Origin of the sequence: Photobacterium kagoshimensis (genome assembly GCF_050337045.1) — a bacterium.
GTDB classification, from domain to species: domain Bacteria; phylum Pseudomonadota; class Gammaproteobacteria; order Enterobacterales; family Vibrionaceae; genus Photobacterium; species Photobacterium kagoshimensis.
Genome location: NZ_JAKJSO010000011.1, coordinates 204680 through 221654, shown reverse-complemented (window position 1 = coordinate 221654; position 16975 = coordinate 204680). Strand labels below are relative to the sequence as shown.

The 16975-nt window shown below is 45.2% G+C and carries 14 protein-coding genes; 6 read left to right on the top strand and 8 right to left on the bottom strand.

Annotated elements, in window-relative coordinates:
* Nucleotides 1–20 precede the first annotated feature (20 nt).
* A complete protein-coding gene (locus L4C35_RS08770) occupies nt 21–1124 on the top strand; it encodes a PstS family phosphate ABC transporter substrate-binding protein (RefSeq protein WP_428462530.1) in 1104 nt (367 codons plus the stop codon).
* A gap of 82 nt (nt 1125–1206) precedes the next feature.
* Here the strand turns inward: L4C35_RS08770 and ppx are convergent, their stop codons facing one another.
* From ppx to L4C35_RS08755, 3 genes are read right to left on the bottom strand one after another with little or no spacing between them, the layout of a single operon-like run.
* Nucleotides 1207–2742, bottom strand: a complete 1536-nt coding sequence (gene ppx, locus L4C35_RS08765) for an exopolyphosphatase (protein ID WP_428462529.1) — start codon at nt 2740–2742, stop codon at nt 1207–1209.
* Nucleotides 2711–4831: a polyphosphate kinase 1 gene (ppk1, locus tag L4C35_RS08760; RefSeq protein ID WP_428462528.1), complete on the bottom strand. Its 2121-nt coding sequence runs from the start codon at nt 4829–4831 to the stop codon at nt 2711–2713. The genes ppx and ppk1 overlap by 32 nt, the downstream gene beginning before the upstream one ends.
* Before the next feature lie 35 nt (nt 4832–4866).
* Nucleotides 4867–5382: a glycine cleavage system transcriptional repressor gene (locus L4C35_RS08755; protein WP_428462527.1), complete on the bottom strand. Its 516-nt coding sequence runs from the start codon at nt 5380–5382 to the stop codon at nt 4867–4869.
* A gap of 282 nt (nt 5383–5664) precedes the next feature.
* On the opposite strand from L4C35_RS08755, the gene L4C35_RS08750 reads away from it, so the two are divergent.
* From L4C35_RS08750 to phoU, 4 genes are read left to right on the top strand one after another with little or no spacing between them, the layout of a single operon-like run.
* The gene (locus L4C35_RS08750) at nt 5665–7956 is read left to right on the top strand and encodes an ABC transporter permease subunit (RefSeq protein ID WP_428462526.1); all 2292 of its coding nucleotides are present in this window, start codon (nt 5665–5667) and stop codon (nt 7954–7956) included.
* A 27-nt stretch (nt 7957–7983) separates the two neighbouring features.
* On the top strand, nt 7984–9621 hold the full coding sequence (pstA, locus tag L4C35_RS08745; RefSeq protein WP_428462525.1) for a phosphate ABC transporter permease PstA: 1638 nt from the start codon (nt 7984–7986) through the stop codon (nt 9619–9621).
* A 10-nt stretch (nt 9622–9631) separates the two neighbouring features.
* Nucleotides 9632–10450, top strand: a complete 819-nt coding sequence (pstB, locus tag L4C35_RS08740) for a phosphate ABC transporter ATP-binding protein PstB (RefSeq protein ID WP_428462524.1) — start codon at nt 9632–9634, stop codon at nt 10448–10450.
* A 10-nt stretch (nt 10451–10460) separates the two neighbouring features.
* A complete protein-coding gene (gene phoU, locus L4C35_RS08735; RefSeq protein ID WP_428462523.1) occupies nt 10461–11177 on the top strand; it encodes a phosphate signaling complex protein PhoU in 717 nt (238 codons plus the stop codon).
* A gap of 101 nt (nt 11178–11278) precedes the next feature.
* On the opposite strand, the gene L4C35_RS08730 is transcribed toward phoU, so the two are convergent.
* From L4C35_RS08730 to L4C35_RS08710, 5 genes are all read right to left on the bottom strand, one after another.
* A complete protein-coding gene (locus L4C35_RS08730) occupies nt 11279–11836 on the bottom strand; it encodes an outer membrane protein (protein WP_428462522.1) in 558 nt (185 codons plus the stop codon).
* A gap of 168 nt (nt 11837–12004) precedes the next feature.
* A complete protein-coding gene (locus L4C35_RS08725; RefSeq protein WP_428462521.1) occupies nt 12005–12940 on the bottom strand; it encodes a LysR family transcriptional regulator in 936 nt (311 codons plus the stop codon).
* A 77-nt stretch (nt 12941–13017) separates the two neighbouring features.
* Nucleotides 13018–13824, bottom strand: a complete 807-nt coding sequence (ppk2, locus tag L4C35_RS08720) for a polyphosphate kinase 2 (RefSeq protein ID WP_428462520.1) — start codon at nt 13822–13824, stop codon at nt 13018–13020.
* A 68-nt stretch (nt 13825–13892) separates the two neighbouring features.
* Nucleotides 13893–14639: a copper homeostasis protein CutC gene (locus L4C35_RS08715; protein ID WP_428462622.1), complete on the bottom strand. Its 747-nt coding sequence runs from the start codon at nt 14637–14639 to the stop codon at nt 13893–13895.
* Between the two features lie 203 nt (nt 14640–14842).
* On the bottom strand, nt 14843–15451 hold the full coding sequence (locus tag L4C35_RS08710) for a peroxiredoxin C (RefSeq protein WP_261857382.1): 609 nt from the start codon (nt 15449–15451) through the stop codon (nt 14843–14845).
* A gap of 132 nt (nt 15452–15583) precedes the next feature.
* Here L4C35_RS08710 and L4C35_RS08705 point away from each other — a divergent pair, with 132 nt between their 5' ends.
* Nucleotides 15584–16486 carry a hydrogen peroxide-inducible genes activator gene (locus L4C35_RS08705; RefSeq protein WP_428462519.1) on the top strand — a complete coding sequence of 301 codons (903 nt, stop codon included), beginning with the start codon at nt 15584–15586 and terminating at the stop codon, nt 16484–16486.
* Nucleotides 16487–16975: the final 489 nt, after the last annotated feature.

Sequence of the window (16975 nt, the reverse complement as noted above, 5' to 3'; positions counted from 1 at the left end):
GGAGAGGTTGGAGTTGAGTCATGCAATTAAAAGCGAAGACGCTTGTTAAGGTGATAACGCGCTCTGGTGTGATAGCGTGTTGCTGCATGGCGCAGGTAGTGAGTGCACACGCATCGACAGCAGAACAAACATCGATATCTACTCAACAAGCAGCCCCACCGCAGGTGAAAGATCTTGCTCAAAATCAGGCTCAAGATGCGGCTTTAGATCAAGCCGTTCGGCTGCAACAACTGCCACGCTATCAGCGCGTCACGGGAATTTCGGGGAATTTGTCATCGGTAGGATCAGACACACTTGCCAACTTAATGACCTATTGGACCGAAGAATATAAGCGTCTTTATCCTAATGTGAACATTCAAGTACAGGCCGCAGGTTCATCAACTGCCCCGACAGCGTTAACGGAAGCGACGGCGCAGCTAGGGCCAATGAGTCGGATGATGAAAGCACGTGAAGTGGAAGCTTTTGAGCAGGAATACGGTTATAAGCCGACTTCTATCCGCGTTGCCATTGATGCATTGGCGGTGTTTGTCCATGAAGATAATCCCTTAAAAGGCATTAATTTTGAACAGCTGGATGCCGTATATTCAAGAACCCTACGCTGCGGTGCGACGCAGCCTATCGAGCGTTGGTCCCAGCTTGGGTTAACAGGTCGCTGGGCGGACAGGCCTTTGCAATTGTTTGGTCGTAACTCGGTGTCGGGGACCTATGGCTATTTTAAAAAGCGCGCTCTATGCCACGGTGATTTTCGTAATAACGTCAATGAGCAGCCGGGCTCCGCATCTGTGGTGCAGTCGGTATCCACTTCGTTAAATGCGATTGGCTATTCAGGTATTGGTTATCAAACCACGGGGATTCGTGCTATTCCTGTTGCACGAGAGGGCACCCATTATGTCGAAGCCACGGTCGCAAATTCAGTTTCAGGGGCTTACCCGCTAGCCCGCTACCTGTATGTTTATGTTAATAAGCATCCGACCCAGCCATTGGCGCCGATGGAAGCGGAGTTTTTCCGCTTTATCTTGTCGCAGCAAGGGCAGCAAGTGGTGGAAAAAGACGGTTATATTCCAGTGCCTGCTCAGGTGGTGTTAGAGGATTTAGCACGGTTAGGCTTAGCACCTAAAACCTAAAACCTGATTAATACCTATCAATAAATACGTATAAATAACAACGCCAGCATCATGCTGACGTTGTTGTTTTGCAAGATAAGTCTTAATCATCAGCACTGTCAGGATCACCAGTGAGTGGTGTGATCGCTAATTCCCAGCCTACTTTCGTCCAATATTCTTGTTCTCTACGTAAATCCGCCGCCAGTAGCTTGTTGTCTTGCTCCCAGCCGTCTTCCAGTGTCAAAGTCCAAGCCTCTTTATTTGAGGCCACTGACATTTTGGGCAAGGGGATATCGGTGCGCTGGCCATTGAGGGCAACCGCAAGTCGTAGGGTTCGGATCAAAGGGTAAAGATGTTTACGCTTATAAATACTCAAAACGGGCATTTCTTCTAGCTTGAGTGATTTGCGCTGGAAGCGTACCAAGGTGGCCAGCACGGTTTGTTGCTCAAGGTTAAAACCTGGCATAGTGCTGTGACGAAGCAAATAAGCCGAATGGCGGTGAAAGCCGGGGTAACTAATACTCAGGCCAACTTCATGAAGTAATGCGCCCCAGCTCAGTAATGGCTGTAATTCTGATTTTGCTAAACCAGGGTGCGCTTCGATTTGGTCATAAATCGTTTCTGCGGTGTGCTTAACCCGTTCTGCTTGGGCGGTATCAATATGGTATTGCAGTGCCATTGCATCAGCGGTGCGGGTGCGAATATCGCTATGACGAAAGCGCGCTTCCATTTCGTATAGTAAGCCTTCGCGCAATGCCCCGTCAGAGAAAATCATCTCATCGATATTGAGTGATTTAAACACTCCACTGAGAATAGCAACGCCAGCTGCAAACACAGGTTTTCTGTCCTCACTGAGCCCTTCAAGCTCTATATCATCGTTATGCTTGAACGATAATAATTGATCTTCAAGCCATTGCAGGCGTTTCGCAGTGATCACGCCATCGTTATGCCCTTTGGCGATCAAGACTTCGCGAATGGCTTTGATGGTGCCTGAAGAACCTATGGCGGTTTGCCAGCCGCACTTTTGGTATTTGGTCGCAATACTTTCAATTTTTTGTTGAGCTGCAAGTTGAGCGGCATTGAAGTTTTTGGCGCTGATTTTGCCTTTTTTGAAGTAGTGCTGGTTATAGCTGACGCATCCCATGTGTTTGCTGTACGCCAATTGCGGGGTGAAGTTATCGCCTATGACCAATTCGGTACTACCACCACCAATATCAACGACTAACTTCTGACCGCTATCTGGTTGGGTATGGGCGACGCCTAAATAAATTAGACGGGCTTCCTCGGTACCGGGAATGATCTCAATCGGGTAGGGAATAATGGTTTCAGCACGCTTGAGAAAAATATGCACATTGCGTGCCTGACGCAGGGTGTAGGTGGCAGCAATGCGGACGTTCTCAGGCTCAAAGCCCTGTAGCCGTTCTGCAAACATGGCTAAGCAATTTAGGCCGCGTTGAATAGCGGCTTGATTTAAGTTTTGATGATCATCAAGCCCAGAAGCGAGATGAACCCGCTGTTTATGGCGGCTGATGATTTGCAAGCTTTGCCCGACGATACGAGCAACGACCATGTGAAAGCTGTTCGAGCCAATATCAATGGCGGCAATTTCACGCGGAGACGAGTGGTTGAGTGCTGTCATGCTTGATTATCGCTTTTTCTGCTTGTTTTTTGAGTTGCCGCTCGCTGTATTTCAAGTAGTTGTAAATGGCCATCTGAGAGCGAACCTTACGGCGGTTACCGCGGGCGACGTACTGATTACTCATGTCTTTATCAAGAATACGCGCTTTTACGGTATCAGTGAGTTGGATTTGGAGAATATCGATGATTTTTTTCTTCAATTTGGGATCATAAATCGGACAGCCGACCTCAATACGATTATCGATATTGCGTGTCATCCAGTCAGCCGAAGAGATAATCACATCGGGATCGCCATTGTTAGCAAACACGGCGACCCGCGGATGTTCTAAAAAACGATCGACGATGCTGATGGCGCGAATGTTCTCACTGATCCCTTTGATGCCGGGTACTAAGGTGCACATACCGCGTACAATTAAAGCTATCGATACGCCAGCATTACTGGCCTGATACAGCATATTGATGAGTCCTTTATCGACCAAATTATTTACCTTTAAAGTGATGCTGGCGGGTAACTGCTGTTTAGCATGCGCCATTTCGCGATCAATTAAATCGTACAAGCGGGCACGTGAGTTTTTAGGTGACACAATTAAGTGGTCAAATTCGATAGGACGATAGGGGTTTTCGATGTAGGCGAAGACTTGGCGAACTTCATTGGTGATGTTTTCATCGCAGGTAAACAAAGAAAGATCAGTGTAAATACGGGCGGTTTTTTCGTGGAAATTGCCTGTTCCAAGGTGAGCATAACGGACGAATTGCTCCCCCTCTTTACGCGTCACCAAGCATAATTTAGAGTGGATCTTAAGCCCTGGTACGCCAAATAAAACGTGTACGCCCGCTTCGCGAAGTTGGCGTGCCCATTCAATATTGGCTTCTTCATCAAAGCGCGCTTGCAGTTCAACCACGACAGTCACACGTTTACCGTTATTAGCGGCATCGATCATTGAATCAATAATTCGTGAGTTTTTAGCCACTCGGTAAATGTTGATTTTGATGCTGCGAACCTTTGGATCAAACGAGGCTTGGCGAACAAACTCTGTCATGTGGTTAAATGTGTGGTACGGGTAGTGCAGCAAAATATCTTGGGCTTTTATCGCATCAAAGCTATTGCGATATTGTGAAAAGTGCACGCTCTCTATTTGAGGTAGTGGTTTGTTTTCTAAATACTTTCGGCTTACGTTTGGAAAATCAATAAAGTCTTTGAAGTTATGGTAACGTCCACCAGGAATAATACTGTCGAAGTTGGAGACTTTGAGTAAATCACTGAGTACGTTAATCATATCGCTTGGCATATCACGTTGGTAAACAAAACGGACTGGCATGGCGGTTAAGCGTTGCTTTAAGCCTTCTGACATTTGTTCTAGTAAGCTTTGCTCGAATTCTTGCCCTAAATCATACTCGGCATCGCGGGTCATTTTCATGGAGTACGCGGCGAGGCTTTCGTATTCAAATAAGCCACAGAAAATATCATCAAGGAAAAAACGAATGATGTTATCAAGCAACATCAATGTTTTTCGGCGTTTGTCTTTGGTTTCGGGTAACTCAATAAAACGTGGTAACTGATCGGTCGGAATTTCGATCAGGGCGTAACGGGTGTGGTTATGGTGGCGCATTTCAATGGTTAGGTACGAATATTCATCTTTTAAAAATTGCAGTAAATCAATGCCATCGGTGATCAGGATCGGTGTGATATGCGGTAAGATATTGTGACGAAAATAGCGGCGCAGCCAAGGTTTTTGGTGATCATCGATTTGCTGTTCGTTGACCAAAAAAATATGGCGACGCGCCATCTCAAGTAATATCTCACTATAAAGCGCATCAAAATCTTGGTTCATTTTGAGGGCGCGGCTCTGAATCTTACTCAGCAGATGTTTAGCGCCGTCATCAATGCCTTGTTCTTGATTGATCAGGATCCGACGTTTGATGTCGGAAAAGCGGACTTTGTAAAACTCATCGGTATTGCTTGAGAAAATACCTAAAAAACGCACCCTCTCTATCAATGGAACTGATTTGTCAGCGGCTTCTTGTAACACGCGTTCGTTAAAAGAAAGCCAGCTCAGTTCTTTATCGAGATAGAGAGTGTCAGTGCTCATGGAGATCCTATGCTGTGGCTGATAATAAATACTGGTTAGCTGACGACAAGGCTTTCATCAAAATCGACCGTCAGATCATCGGCAAGATTTTCTAACTCTTGTTGCACTGTATCTAACCCGAGAGCGGGTGGTAGCTCTAAGTCGAAGTGGGCCGTAAAAATAGGATAGCCCCAATTGGGTGCACTTTGGGTGTTTGTTTCTAATTTGTCGATATTAACGCCGAGTTGGCTCAATAGGGTCGTGACATCGTTGACAATGCCTGGGCGATCATTGGCGGTAACACAGCAATGATGTAACTGTGCCGCAGCTTGGGTTTCATTTTGTTCTTCAACTATCTGGATCTGAAGTGCGTCGATTTGAGATAATGCAGCGCGTAACACGCCAAGGTGTTGTGAGGCGACTTCGATATGAAGGATCCCTGCAAATTGGCCTGCGAGTTTACTCAGGCTACTGCTCAACCAGTTACCGTGATTGCTATAGACGACATCGGAAAGTTGCTCAACTAAGCCTGGGCGATCTTTGCCAATCACGGTAATCACTAAATGCTTCATACGAATATCCTTCTTCGGTTAAAAAATGTACACGATCTCATTATCAGAGGCGAGTAAGGATCTGTCCAGAGTCGTTGAAGAAAGACACCATTTTCAGGTGATTAACTTGAGCATCAAAGTATATTTCGAAGGGTAAACGTCGGCTATTGCAATTTTATGCCAGCATAGTGGCATATAACCTGCTGAAAATGACAGACTTTATGCATCGCAGATTGACTTGTCACATAATTGTCATCTAAAAGAAATAGTATTCTATTACGTAAAACTAGGTTAGAGGTAAAAATGGCAGACGCCAGCACATTGTTCATCGGAGAAAGCCGCAGCCGTCGCGTAAAAGACAAGATGGTGCGTATAGGCGTAATCGCTGGTGGGATCTCTGTGTTACTGATGTTGGTATTGATTTTTTTCTACCTGCTGTATGTCATTTTACCTAGCTTTAAACCTGTAACTGTTGAACCACAAACGTCTTTTGTGGTGCCAACGCAAGATCGCACGTTAGCGGTCGGGATAGAAGAGCAGAATTTATTGGCTTATCGCTTTGGTAGCGAGGGGGAATTGCAATTTGTCTCTTTGCCATCTGCGTCATCAGATGTTCTGTCTGATTTACCGCCACAGAATTTATCCCCACAACATTTATTAATTGTTTCGCAGCCTACCGCTTTTGCCCATTCGTTACCGCGCGATCAGCTTTTTGCCTATGGTACTGCAAACGGTGGTGTGGTTGTGGTTACCCCTAATGTTAAAACGCATTTCACAGGCACAACCAAGCAGCAAGTGCCGAGTATTGATTATCCTCTTGGTAAAGCCGCGTTGCAGCTTGATCCTAATGGTCAGGCACTTGAGCTATTAGCACTGACCGTACAACGGCAACAAGGGATCATTGTTGGGGTAACTGATGATCGACGCTTGGTTGGATTACGCTTGTCTGCACCGCGAAATTCACTGCAAGAACAAGTCTCGCAATGGTCTGAGCAAGCGATAGATTTTTCAGCCATCCCAACTTACATCATTAACAATGTCCAGCGGATGGCACTAACGCCAGATGGCCGCACCTTATATCTGCAACTGGCTCAGCAATTGGCTGTGGTTGCACTCGATAAAGATGAAAATAATACCTTTGCACGTTTACGTGAGGTGGTGACTGTTACCGCGGATTCCGCCACCATTACAGATGTGAATTTACTGTCGGGGGCCAACTCCCTGCTAATCACGACGGACCATAAGCATGTATCACAATGGTTTGAAGTGCTGAATGACGGTAAGTGGTCACTCACTCATATCCGCGATTTTCCTTTGTCTGATAGCCCTGTGACTCAGGTAGCGCCTGAACATTTTCGTAAGAGCTTCTTTACTTGGCAGCAGAACGGTACGTTATCGGCATTCTATGCGACCGCGAAATCCCCTGTTTTTGAGTCAAAGAAAGTGGTGAACGCGTTTTCGCCTTCTTCGTCGGTGATGGCTATCTCTCCACGCGCAGATCGGCTTTTAGTGGTGGAAGATGATAATTGGCAAATCTTTGAGGTCGAAAACCCTCACCCTGAAATGAGCTTTGCATCCTTGTGGCAACAAGTGTGGTACGAGGGCTATCCAGAATCGGATTATGTGTGGCAATCAACTTCGGCCAGTGATGAGTTTGAACCCAAATTAAGCCTAGTGCCGATTGTATTTGGTACCTTGAAAGCGGCGCTATACGCGATGTTTTTTGCGATACCACTGGCACTGGCGGGCGCGATTTATACTGCGTATTTCATGTCATCGAAAATGCGTAGCATAGTAAAACCAACGGTTGAGATTATGGAAGCGCTTCCTACGGTGATCCTTGGTTTCTTGGCGGGTATTTGGCTCGCGCCCATCGTTGAGAGTAACTTGGTCGGCATTATGCTGAGTATAGTCATGTTCCCACTCATGATTTTTATGGTAGGCGCCTTATGGTCGGCATTACCCGATCGTTGGGTTAACGGTTTGCCCAACGGCCTGCATATTTTATTACTCATGCCCATTATTATTCTGACGGTGTATGGCTGTTTTGCACTTGGCCCTATGGTTGAAACTATTTGCTTTGCTGGTGATGCGCGCATTTTCTTAAGTAACGAATTGGGAATTGGCTACGATCAACGTAACGCTTTGGTGGTTGGTATCGCGATGGGCTTTGCGGTTATTCCGACTATTTTTTCGATCGCAGAAGATGCCATTTTTTCCGTACCAGGCCATTTAACCAGTGGTTCGTTGGCGCTGGGTGCGACCCATTGGCAGACCCTTACACGAGTGGTGTTACTCACGGCCAGTCCGGGGATCTTTTCAGCCATTATGATGGGGCTAGGGCGGGCGGTTGGCGAAACCATGATTGTATTAATGGCGACGGGTAATACGCCGATCATGGATTGGAATGTGCTGGAAGGGCTACGCACATTATCAGCCACAATTGCGATTGAAATGCCAGAATCTGAAGTAGGTAGCTCACATTACCGCGTGCTGTTCCTCGCCGCATTCGTGTTGTTTGTGTTTACTTTCTTTTTTAACACCATCGCAGAGCTGGTGCGCCAGCGTTTACGCGATAAATACAGTTCACTGTAAAACTAATAGAGTAAAGAAAGAGAATGAATGGGTAAGTGGTTTAAATCTGGCTCGCCGTGGATTTGGTTAACGGCTGGCGCAGTAAGCTTAAGCTTAATTGCGGTATTAGGACTATTGTTATTAATTGGCTGGAAGGGGCTTAGCTACTTCTGGCCTGCGCCTGTTTATCAGTTTGATATTAGCCTTGATGGCAAGCCACAAACCGTGATTGGTGAAGTGTACGAACGCAAAATGATCCCTGTTACTCAACTGCAAGATGCAGGGGTCGATACTTCTGCGATGACAGATACACACGAACCGCGCTATTTGATCAAAGTGGGGAACCGCGAGCGGGTTGGACTCGATTTCATGACCATTTTAGGTAGCCAGATCAAGCAGCAAAGCCTCGCGAATGATATAGCGGTGATTGATCGTGATAAAAACGGCAAATTTTATGGTTACCCTGTTAGCTATATTGATGATGGCAAAGTGCTGCCGATCAGTGCATTGACCGCAGGGCTGGCGCAAGCGGAATTGATTCGCCAAGAACTAGAGCGTATTAAGCAAGAAGAGTTTAGCCATATTAATTGGCAGCTTGAGAGTTTGCGGGTCGAAGAGCGTAAACAAGTACTCGCGAACACCATGACAGAGGCCGAACAAGCGCGCATTAACAGCGAACGTGATGCGCTAAATCAAGCGTATTTAGTGTTAGAAAAACACTTGTTTGCATTGCAGGCTCGCCTTGAAAGTGATGCTCTAGTGGTGCGGGATATGACAGGTGAAAATGTTACCTTGCCGCTTGAGCAGGTGTTGGATGTTTGGTATCCCAATAACCTCAGTTATGCTGGGAAGCTTGAACATTGGGGGCACCAAGTTGGTAAATTTTTGCGTGATGATCCGCGAGAAGCTAATACTGAAGGCGGTGTTTTTCCCGCTATTTTTGGCACTGTCTTTATGGTGATGCTAATGAGCGTGATTGTGACGCCGTTGGGGGTGATGGCGGCGATTTATCTTCACGAATACGCAGGCAAAAATGCGCTCACTAAAATTATTCGAGTCGCAGTGATCAACCTCGCGGGTGTGCCGTCGATTGTGTACGGCGTGTTTGGTTTGGGGTTCTTTGTTTACATGGTGGGTGGCACCATTGATGATGTGTTCTTCTCTGCCCAATTACCCGCCCCTACATTTGGTACGCCTGGCGTGCTGTGGTCAGCCTTGACCTTGGCGATCTTGACCTTGCCTGTGGTGATAGTCTCGACCGAAGAGGGCTTAGCCCGTATTCCTAACTCAGTGCGTCATGGCTCGTTAGCATTAGGCGCCACGCAAGCAGAAACACTGTGGCGGATTGTATTACCTATGGCCAGTCCTGCTATTATGACGGGCTTAATTTTGGCGGTTGCCCGTGCAGCTGGCGAGGTTGCACCTTTGATGTTAGTCGGGGTGGTGAAAATGGCACCGACATTGCCGATTGACGGTAACTTCCCGTACGTACACTTAGATCGTAAGTTCATGCACCTTGGCTATCATATTTATGATGTGGGTTTTCAAAGCCCGAATGTTGAAGCGGCGAGACCCTTGGTTTATGCCACCTCCTTTTTGTTAGTCACAGTGATCATTGGCTTGAACTTAACAGCGATTGGTATCCGTAATCACCTGCGTGAGAAATTCCGCTCTTTGGAGCAATAGCGAGAGAGATATGTTGTCAGTAAATCCAAGCATAGGCTTATTTGAGCCACTCGATTTAGCCTCGTTACCTGAAGAGCAAACAGCGCTATCGATTGAAAATCTTGACTTATACTATGGTCAAACGCAGGCGCTATTTAATATCAATATGCGGATTGCGAAAGGGCAAGTCACTGCCTTTATCGGCCCTTCTGGCTGCGGCAAGTCCACGTTATTGCGCTGTATTAATCGCATGAACGAGCTGGTGGAAGGCTGTCGTGTTGATGGGAAAGTGATCCTGCACAACCACAATATTTATGATAGCCGTGTCGATGTCGCTTCACTTCGTCGTCGTGTTGGTATGGTTTTCCAACGGCCAAACCCGTTCCCAAAATCCATCTATGAAAATGTGATTTATGGGCTGCGCCTACAAGGCATTAAAGATCGTCGGGTATTAGATGATGCGGTTGAAAATTCATTGCGTGGCGCCGCGTTATGGGATGAGGTGAAAGATCGCTTGCATGAAAATGCTTTTGGTTTATCGGGCGGTCAGCAACAACGACTCGTGATTGCGCGTGCGATTGCGATAGAGCCAGAAGTCTTGCTATTAGATGAACCTACCTCGGCGCTGGATCCAATTTCGACCCTGACAATTGAAGAGCTGATCAACGATCTAAAAACCAAATATACCGTTATTATCGTGACCCATAACATGCAACAAGCAGCGCGTGTTTCTGATCAGACCGCTTTTATGCACATGGGAGAGTTGGTGGAATACGCCAATACCAACGATATTTTTACAACACCAAAAGAAAAAAGTACCGAAGACTACATCACTGGACGCTACGGTTAAGGATCAATAAATGTTAGATAATTTTAGCCTTGGCCGTCATATTTCAGGCCAGTTTAATGCTGAGCTTGAGAGCATTCGCACCCATGTATTAGCCATGGGCGGCTTAGTTGAACAACAACTTGCCGATTCACTTAAGGCGCTGCACAAGCAAGATGTGGAATTAGCCAAGCGCGTGATCCGCGATGATCACAAAGTGAACTCTATGGAGGTGGCGATTGATGAAGCCTGTACCCGCATTATTGCCAAACGTCAGCCAACCGCTAGTGATTTACGTTTGGTGATCGCAATTATCAAAACCATTACCGATCTTGAGCGCATTGGTGATGTTGCTGAAAGCATTGCGAAGGTTGCGCTTGAGAACTTCACTAACAAACAATATAACCTGTTGGTATCGTTAGAAGCCTTGGGGCTGCATGCGGTGCGTATGCTGCACGAAGTACTCGATGCATTTGCACGAATGGATGTGAAAGCGGCGATTAAAGTGTATCAAGATGATGACCGTATTGATCGCGAATACGAAGCGGTAGTGCGCCAGTTGATGACCTATATGATGGAAGATCCTCGATCGATCCCTAACGTACTAAAAGTGATGTGGTCAGCCCGCTCTATCGAACGGGTCGGCGATCGCTGCCAGAATATTTGTGAGTACATTATTTACTTTGTAAAAGGCAAAGATGTGCGTCATACCTCGCCAGAAGAAATCGAAGATATTCTTAAGCTAGATTAGGCTAGTGTTAACGCTTATCTGCCCCTAAGTTGATTCTATTCTTAGGGGCTGCTAATTAAAATGTTTTTATCTAACTTATTGATTAAATTAATATTGATGGTTTAAAATTTATAGTTGGCACCAAAGTACATTGTACCTAGATCAGTTTTGTAGCCAAGTAAATCTGCCGTTGCAGCTTTAAGGCCTGTTCGTAGTGTGACATTGTTAGTGATGTCATAACCTACTTCAGTACCAAGTTGAAAAGCGTTATCTTTATCTTTTCCCCCCAGCTCTCTATTGCCAAGTTGCCACTTTTCTTCGTAGCTATAGCGATGAAAGCCAATGCTAGCGGCACCATAAAAATTTTCAGTGAAGTAGTACTTTGGTTTGATATTTAGGCCATAAGAAGAAGCTGATATTTCAGCACCAAGATGGATTCCAGCACTGGCATCAGAGGCACTATCATGGCCTAAATTTCGATATTCCCCTTCAACGCCGATAACAATATTTGGTGAGACTTGAAAATCGTAACCAGCGACGATACCAATGTTGCTATCAAGGTACATCGAACCAATAAAATTTGAGCCTATGTCGGCACCAATATACCCGCCTTGCTTAGAGGCATAAGCAGAAGATGAAAATAGAGTAATAAGAGATAGAGCAAAGATTGATTTTTTCATTTTTAACTCGCTGCAAAGATAGGTGATATGTATTGCTGAGCTATCCTTGCCAGCGAGTTAAATATTACTGGACAATGTTTTATTCGACTAATTAGTTTAGCTGATATCGGTTATTAGCCATCTTTATCACGCTGGTACTCAGGTAGTATTCTGTGTTTAAAGCCGTTGTTAGCTTTTATTTGGCAACCGTTCTTCGAGTAGTTCATTAATCATGGTCACAATCCACATGGTTAAGGGATCTTTGCTGTTTTTGTTCGGATAAAAAGCGATAAGTTTGTATTGGTTGGTGTAGTTATCAAGTTTGACTGAGATTTTTCTAAAGGCTGGATGAGAATTCGTAAAGAGATCATTCACACAGGGAAATAGCATGTTGGTTTCTTTAATAACCTCAAGTACAGTTTGCGCGGATGTTGAGCGAAAGCAAATATTCGCGGTTAAGCCATAAATCGAAAAGATTTTTTCGACATCGGTAATTTGCTCTGTTCTATCAGGGATGATGAGGCAAGCAAAACCATATTTTGTCGCTTCCTTAGGGGTAATAACTTTGCCGCTATAAGGGTGCTCTTTCCGTACAAAAACCAGCGCTTCTCCCTTCATGAGTTCTTTTCTGACTAACTCTTTACTCGTATTTTCGATATCGTAATTTATACCGAGTAGCGTTTCCCCTTGGTGAATATCTGATAATGTGGTTGTTGACCAGTTAATTATCTCAACCTGTAAGTTCGGCGCAGCATTATGAATTTTCAAAAAAAGTTCACTGCCAATAGAGGCGAGAAATTGTGGGGCGAGTGCAATACGTATTTTTCCATCAAGATCTGCAGGGGTGAACTCTAGGGTCGTATTCAGTGCTTTGGAGAGGCTGTCCATTGCAGGCAATAAGTGATGATAAAGCTCTTCTGCGTAGGGTGTTGCGGTTAACCCCTGCTTGGTTTTAAGAAAAAGCTGATCATCAAAATGGTTTCGCAGCCGTTGCAGTGCATGGCTAACAGCGGGTTGGGTGACAAACAGGCGCTCAGCCGCCTTACGCAAGTTTTGCTCTTGAGCAATAATAATGAAAGTGCGCAGTAGGTTTAAATCTAAATTAGCTGACAGATCCTTTGCCATGTTTTTCCTAACTATTCAGATGTGTTATTTCAAATTATCACAGTGGCTTAGGAATGCTAGCGTTATGGCTTGACGCTTTATTTTTTAAAGCGATCAGGCACAAAGGTTTGCTGATCGAGCGGGGCACGGACGTAACCGTCTTTGTTTACTTCGGGTAGGTCAATATCGGGGTAGGTCAGGGTTTGATACGGAATATGTGCTAAAAGGTGGGATATACAGTTGATACGGGCTTTCTTTTTACTGTCGGCATCTACCACCCACCATGGGCACTGTTTGGTATCTGTGTAGGCAAACATGCGATCTTTTGCTGCGGAATATTCGGCCCAGCGATTGCGTGATTCTAAATCCATAGGGCTGAACTTCCAGCGCTTAATTGGCGTATTGATGCGCTCTAGAAAACGTTTTTCTTGTTCTTCATCTGACACTGAAAACCAGTATTTCAGCAAAATAATCCCAGAACGTTGCAACATGCGTTCAAATTCAGGGCATGACCGTAAGAACTCCTCGTATTCCTCTTCGCTACAAAACCCCATGACTTTTTCAACCCCCGCGCGGTTGTACCAACTGCGATCAAATAGGGCGATTTCACCCGCAGCAGGAAGATGAGCAACATAGCGTTGAAAGTACCATTGGGTTTTTTCTTTTTCGGTTGGTTGAGGTAAAGCAACGACACGACAAATTCGAGGATTCAGCTTCTCGGTAATGCGTTTAATGACGCCACCTTTGCCAGCGGCATCTCTTCCCTCAAAAATAACCACCACCTTCATGCCTGAATGCTTGATCCATTCTTGAAGTTTGACCAGCTCAATCTGAAGCCGTTCGAGCTCAGTTGCGTAGTCTTTCTTTTTTAATTTATCAGCAGAATCGAGGAGAGCTGGGGTCATACATCTTTCCTTGGTCGCAACAGTAGGTGGCCTTATTTAGCTTAGCGCAATACTAACCTTTTGATGGGTTAAGCTTTTTGGATCTGCGCTACCACGGCTTGTATTTTTTCAGCTGAGGTAACGGGAATCACGAAATCATCTATATTGACGTTTCCCATATGTGCAGAGGCATCAATATGTTGCATTAAGCTTGGGCGGGTGCTTTTTCCCGATAGGTGAATTTCACGCACGCCCGTTTGTTTGATGATTGAGGCTGCGTTATCGGCGGTTACACCAGCGCCTGGCATGATACTGAATCGCTCACCAGCACAGTGATCGACCATGCGTTTTATCATGGTGATACCTTCAGGCGCACTGGGTGCCAGCCCTGAGGTAAGTACACGCTCACAGCCTGCTTGCATGACGGTATCAAGTGCGGCAAAGGGATCGGCACATTGGTCGATGGCGCGGTGGAAAGTGACGCCCAGCGTCCCTGCTTGCTTCATTAAGGCATTAAGAATATCGCGATCAACATGGCCATTAGCGGTTAACGCGCCCACCACAATGCCTTGTAGTTGCGCGTGCTTAGCGGCATGAATGTCGGCTAGCATGATTTCTACGTCATCGCTTGAGAATAGAAAATCCCCTTGGCGTGGGCGGATCATGGCATAGACAGGAATTGTGGCATGTTTCGCGGCGAGGTGCATGAATCCAGCACTGGGGGTTAACCCGCCAAGCGCGAGTGATGAGCAAAGTTCAATACGAGTAGCGCCACCTTGTTGGGCGTAGTGTAGGGATTCTAAATTATCAATACAGACTTCGAGTTGCATAGTGATCTATCAGCAAAGGATGGAGGACACTAGAGTCTAATATAAATAGTGTACGTAAGCTGAATTTGTGGGTGTTTTTGCGGAGCTAGAAACGAAAAAGGGCCCGGTGTGTCCGGGCCTCATTCTATTTTTGCCTATTGGCTGACTTTGGCTTTACGCTATTGCGTTTGTTGCCTAATTAACACCGTGAGCGTGGTGTTAAGTGGTAATTACTTACCTAGGTCTGCAGTGTGCTCAGATAGGTAATCTGCAACACCTTTTGGTGATGCGTCCATACCTGCTTTGCCTTCTTCCCACTGTGCTGGACAAACTTCACCGTTCTTCTGGTGGAAGTTTAGTGCATCAACCATACGTAGCATTTCGTCGATGTTACGGCCTAGTGGAAGGTCGTTAACGACTTGGTGACGTACTGCACCGTCTTCGTCGATTAGGAAAGAACCACGGAAAGCAACGCCTGCTTCTGGGTGCTCTACGTCGTACGCTTTACAGATTTCGTGCTTAACGTCAGCAACTAGTGGGTATTTAACTTGACCGATACCGCCGTCTTCAACAGCAGTGTTACGCCATGCGTTGTGAGAGAATTGAGAATCGATTGAAACACCGATTACTTCAACGCCTTTCGCTTGGAAATCTTCAAAACGCTTATCGAATGCGATTAGTTCTGATGGGCAAACAAAAGTGAAGTCTAGTGGGTAGAAGAAAACTACCGCTTTTTTACCTTTGGTAAATTCTGCGAAGTTGAAGTTATCAACGATTTCACCGTTACCTAGAACAGCTGCAGCAGTAAAATCTGGTGCTTGACGACCTACTAGTACCATTTTGGTGCTCCTAATAAAATTCAATGCGGTGCTACTCTTTGAAGCAGCTCCCTGTTTGGACGAGACAAACTATAACGAAACTGGTAGATTCAAAAAAGCGGAATAAATAGATTGATGTAATCGAAAAATACGATGAACAAGTTTCCTTCCTTAAAACAACTTAACTATATAGTCACATTGTCAGAAACGCGTCACTTCGGCGATGCGGCCAAACTATGCTTTGTGAGTCAGTCAACTTTAAGTTCAGGTATCCAGAATCTAGAAGAGTTAATTGGTTGCCAGTTAATTGAACGTGATAATAAAAACAAATCGTTAGTTTTTACCTCTATGGGCGAAGAGGTGGTCACTCGAGCTCGGGAGTTATTAGCGCGTTCGCGTGATTTAATGGAACTATCTAACTGCACCGGGGATGGTATGGAAGGGCAGCTGCGAATTGGCTGTATTCCGACTATTGCGCCTTTTTTACTGTGTGATTTAGTCCAAGAGGTGAATTTACGGTTCCCGAAACTTGATTTACTTTTGCGTGAAGATACTACGGCTAACTTACTAACCGCGTTGCGGAACGGTGAGATGGATGTGCTTATTTTGGCATTGCCGATGGAAATCAACGGTATGCAAAGTAAAATTGTTGGTCGCGATGCCTTTAAAATGGTGATCAGTAAAAAACAAGCGAACACTGTGCGAGTACCGATCCGTTATGATGATTTGCCTGATGCTTCGGTGTTCTTACTTGAGCGAGAGCACTGTTTGACGGACCATGCCGTGTCGGCATGTCAGCTTACCACCAAAGATAAGATTAACCCGTTTTCAGCAACCAGTTTGCACACCTTAGTTCAAATGGTGGCAAATGGTATGGGGATGACCTTTATTCCTCAAATGGCCATCGACCATGGACTGCTTGATAACCAAAATCTTGTGGTGGTTGAACCACCTGGCCATGAAGCTTACCGTGAAATTGGTCTCGTCTGGCGTCCGACTTCCAGCCGAGTGCATACCTTTGACCAATTGGCTGATGTTGTGAAAGGGCTTCTTTAACGGCTGTGACTTCCTAATTTGGCTGCAAATTCCCATCTTTTTCACATTATCTTTATAGCGCTGGCATAAAAATCAATATGTCAGCACATTCCTCTAGTTTTGTCCTGAAATTCAGATATAACGCCATTAATGCTTTAGTAGTAACTCACTGCTATTTGTAGGTTTATTATGTTTCGCTTTAGAAATAAATGAAACTAAGTGAGTATTTTCATATGCGGTCAGCGTATGAAAATGGTGCCGATGGTGCACTTATCTGTATGTTATTTAACCACATATCCATCTCTTACTTCTCTTGCTCTGTTTAAAACGCTTTTCATTATTAATATATTTGCAATTATTTATGTAATTCAATTACGTAATTAAATCCAAAAGTGACATTTTTTAAGTCTTAGATTAAGAACCGAATTTTTAACTGGAAAATGTTTTAATTTAGTGTTTTGAGTTTTAACTCTATTTTGCACAACTCTTTGAAATAAAAGGAAACAACGT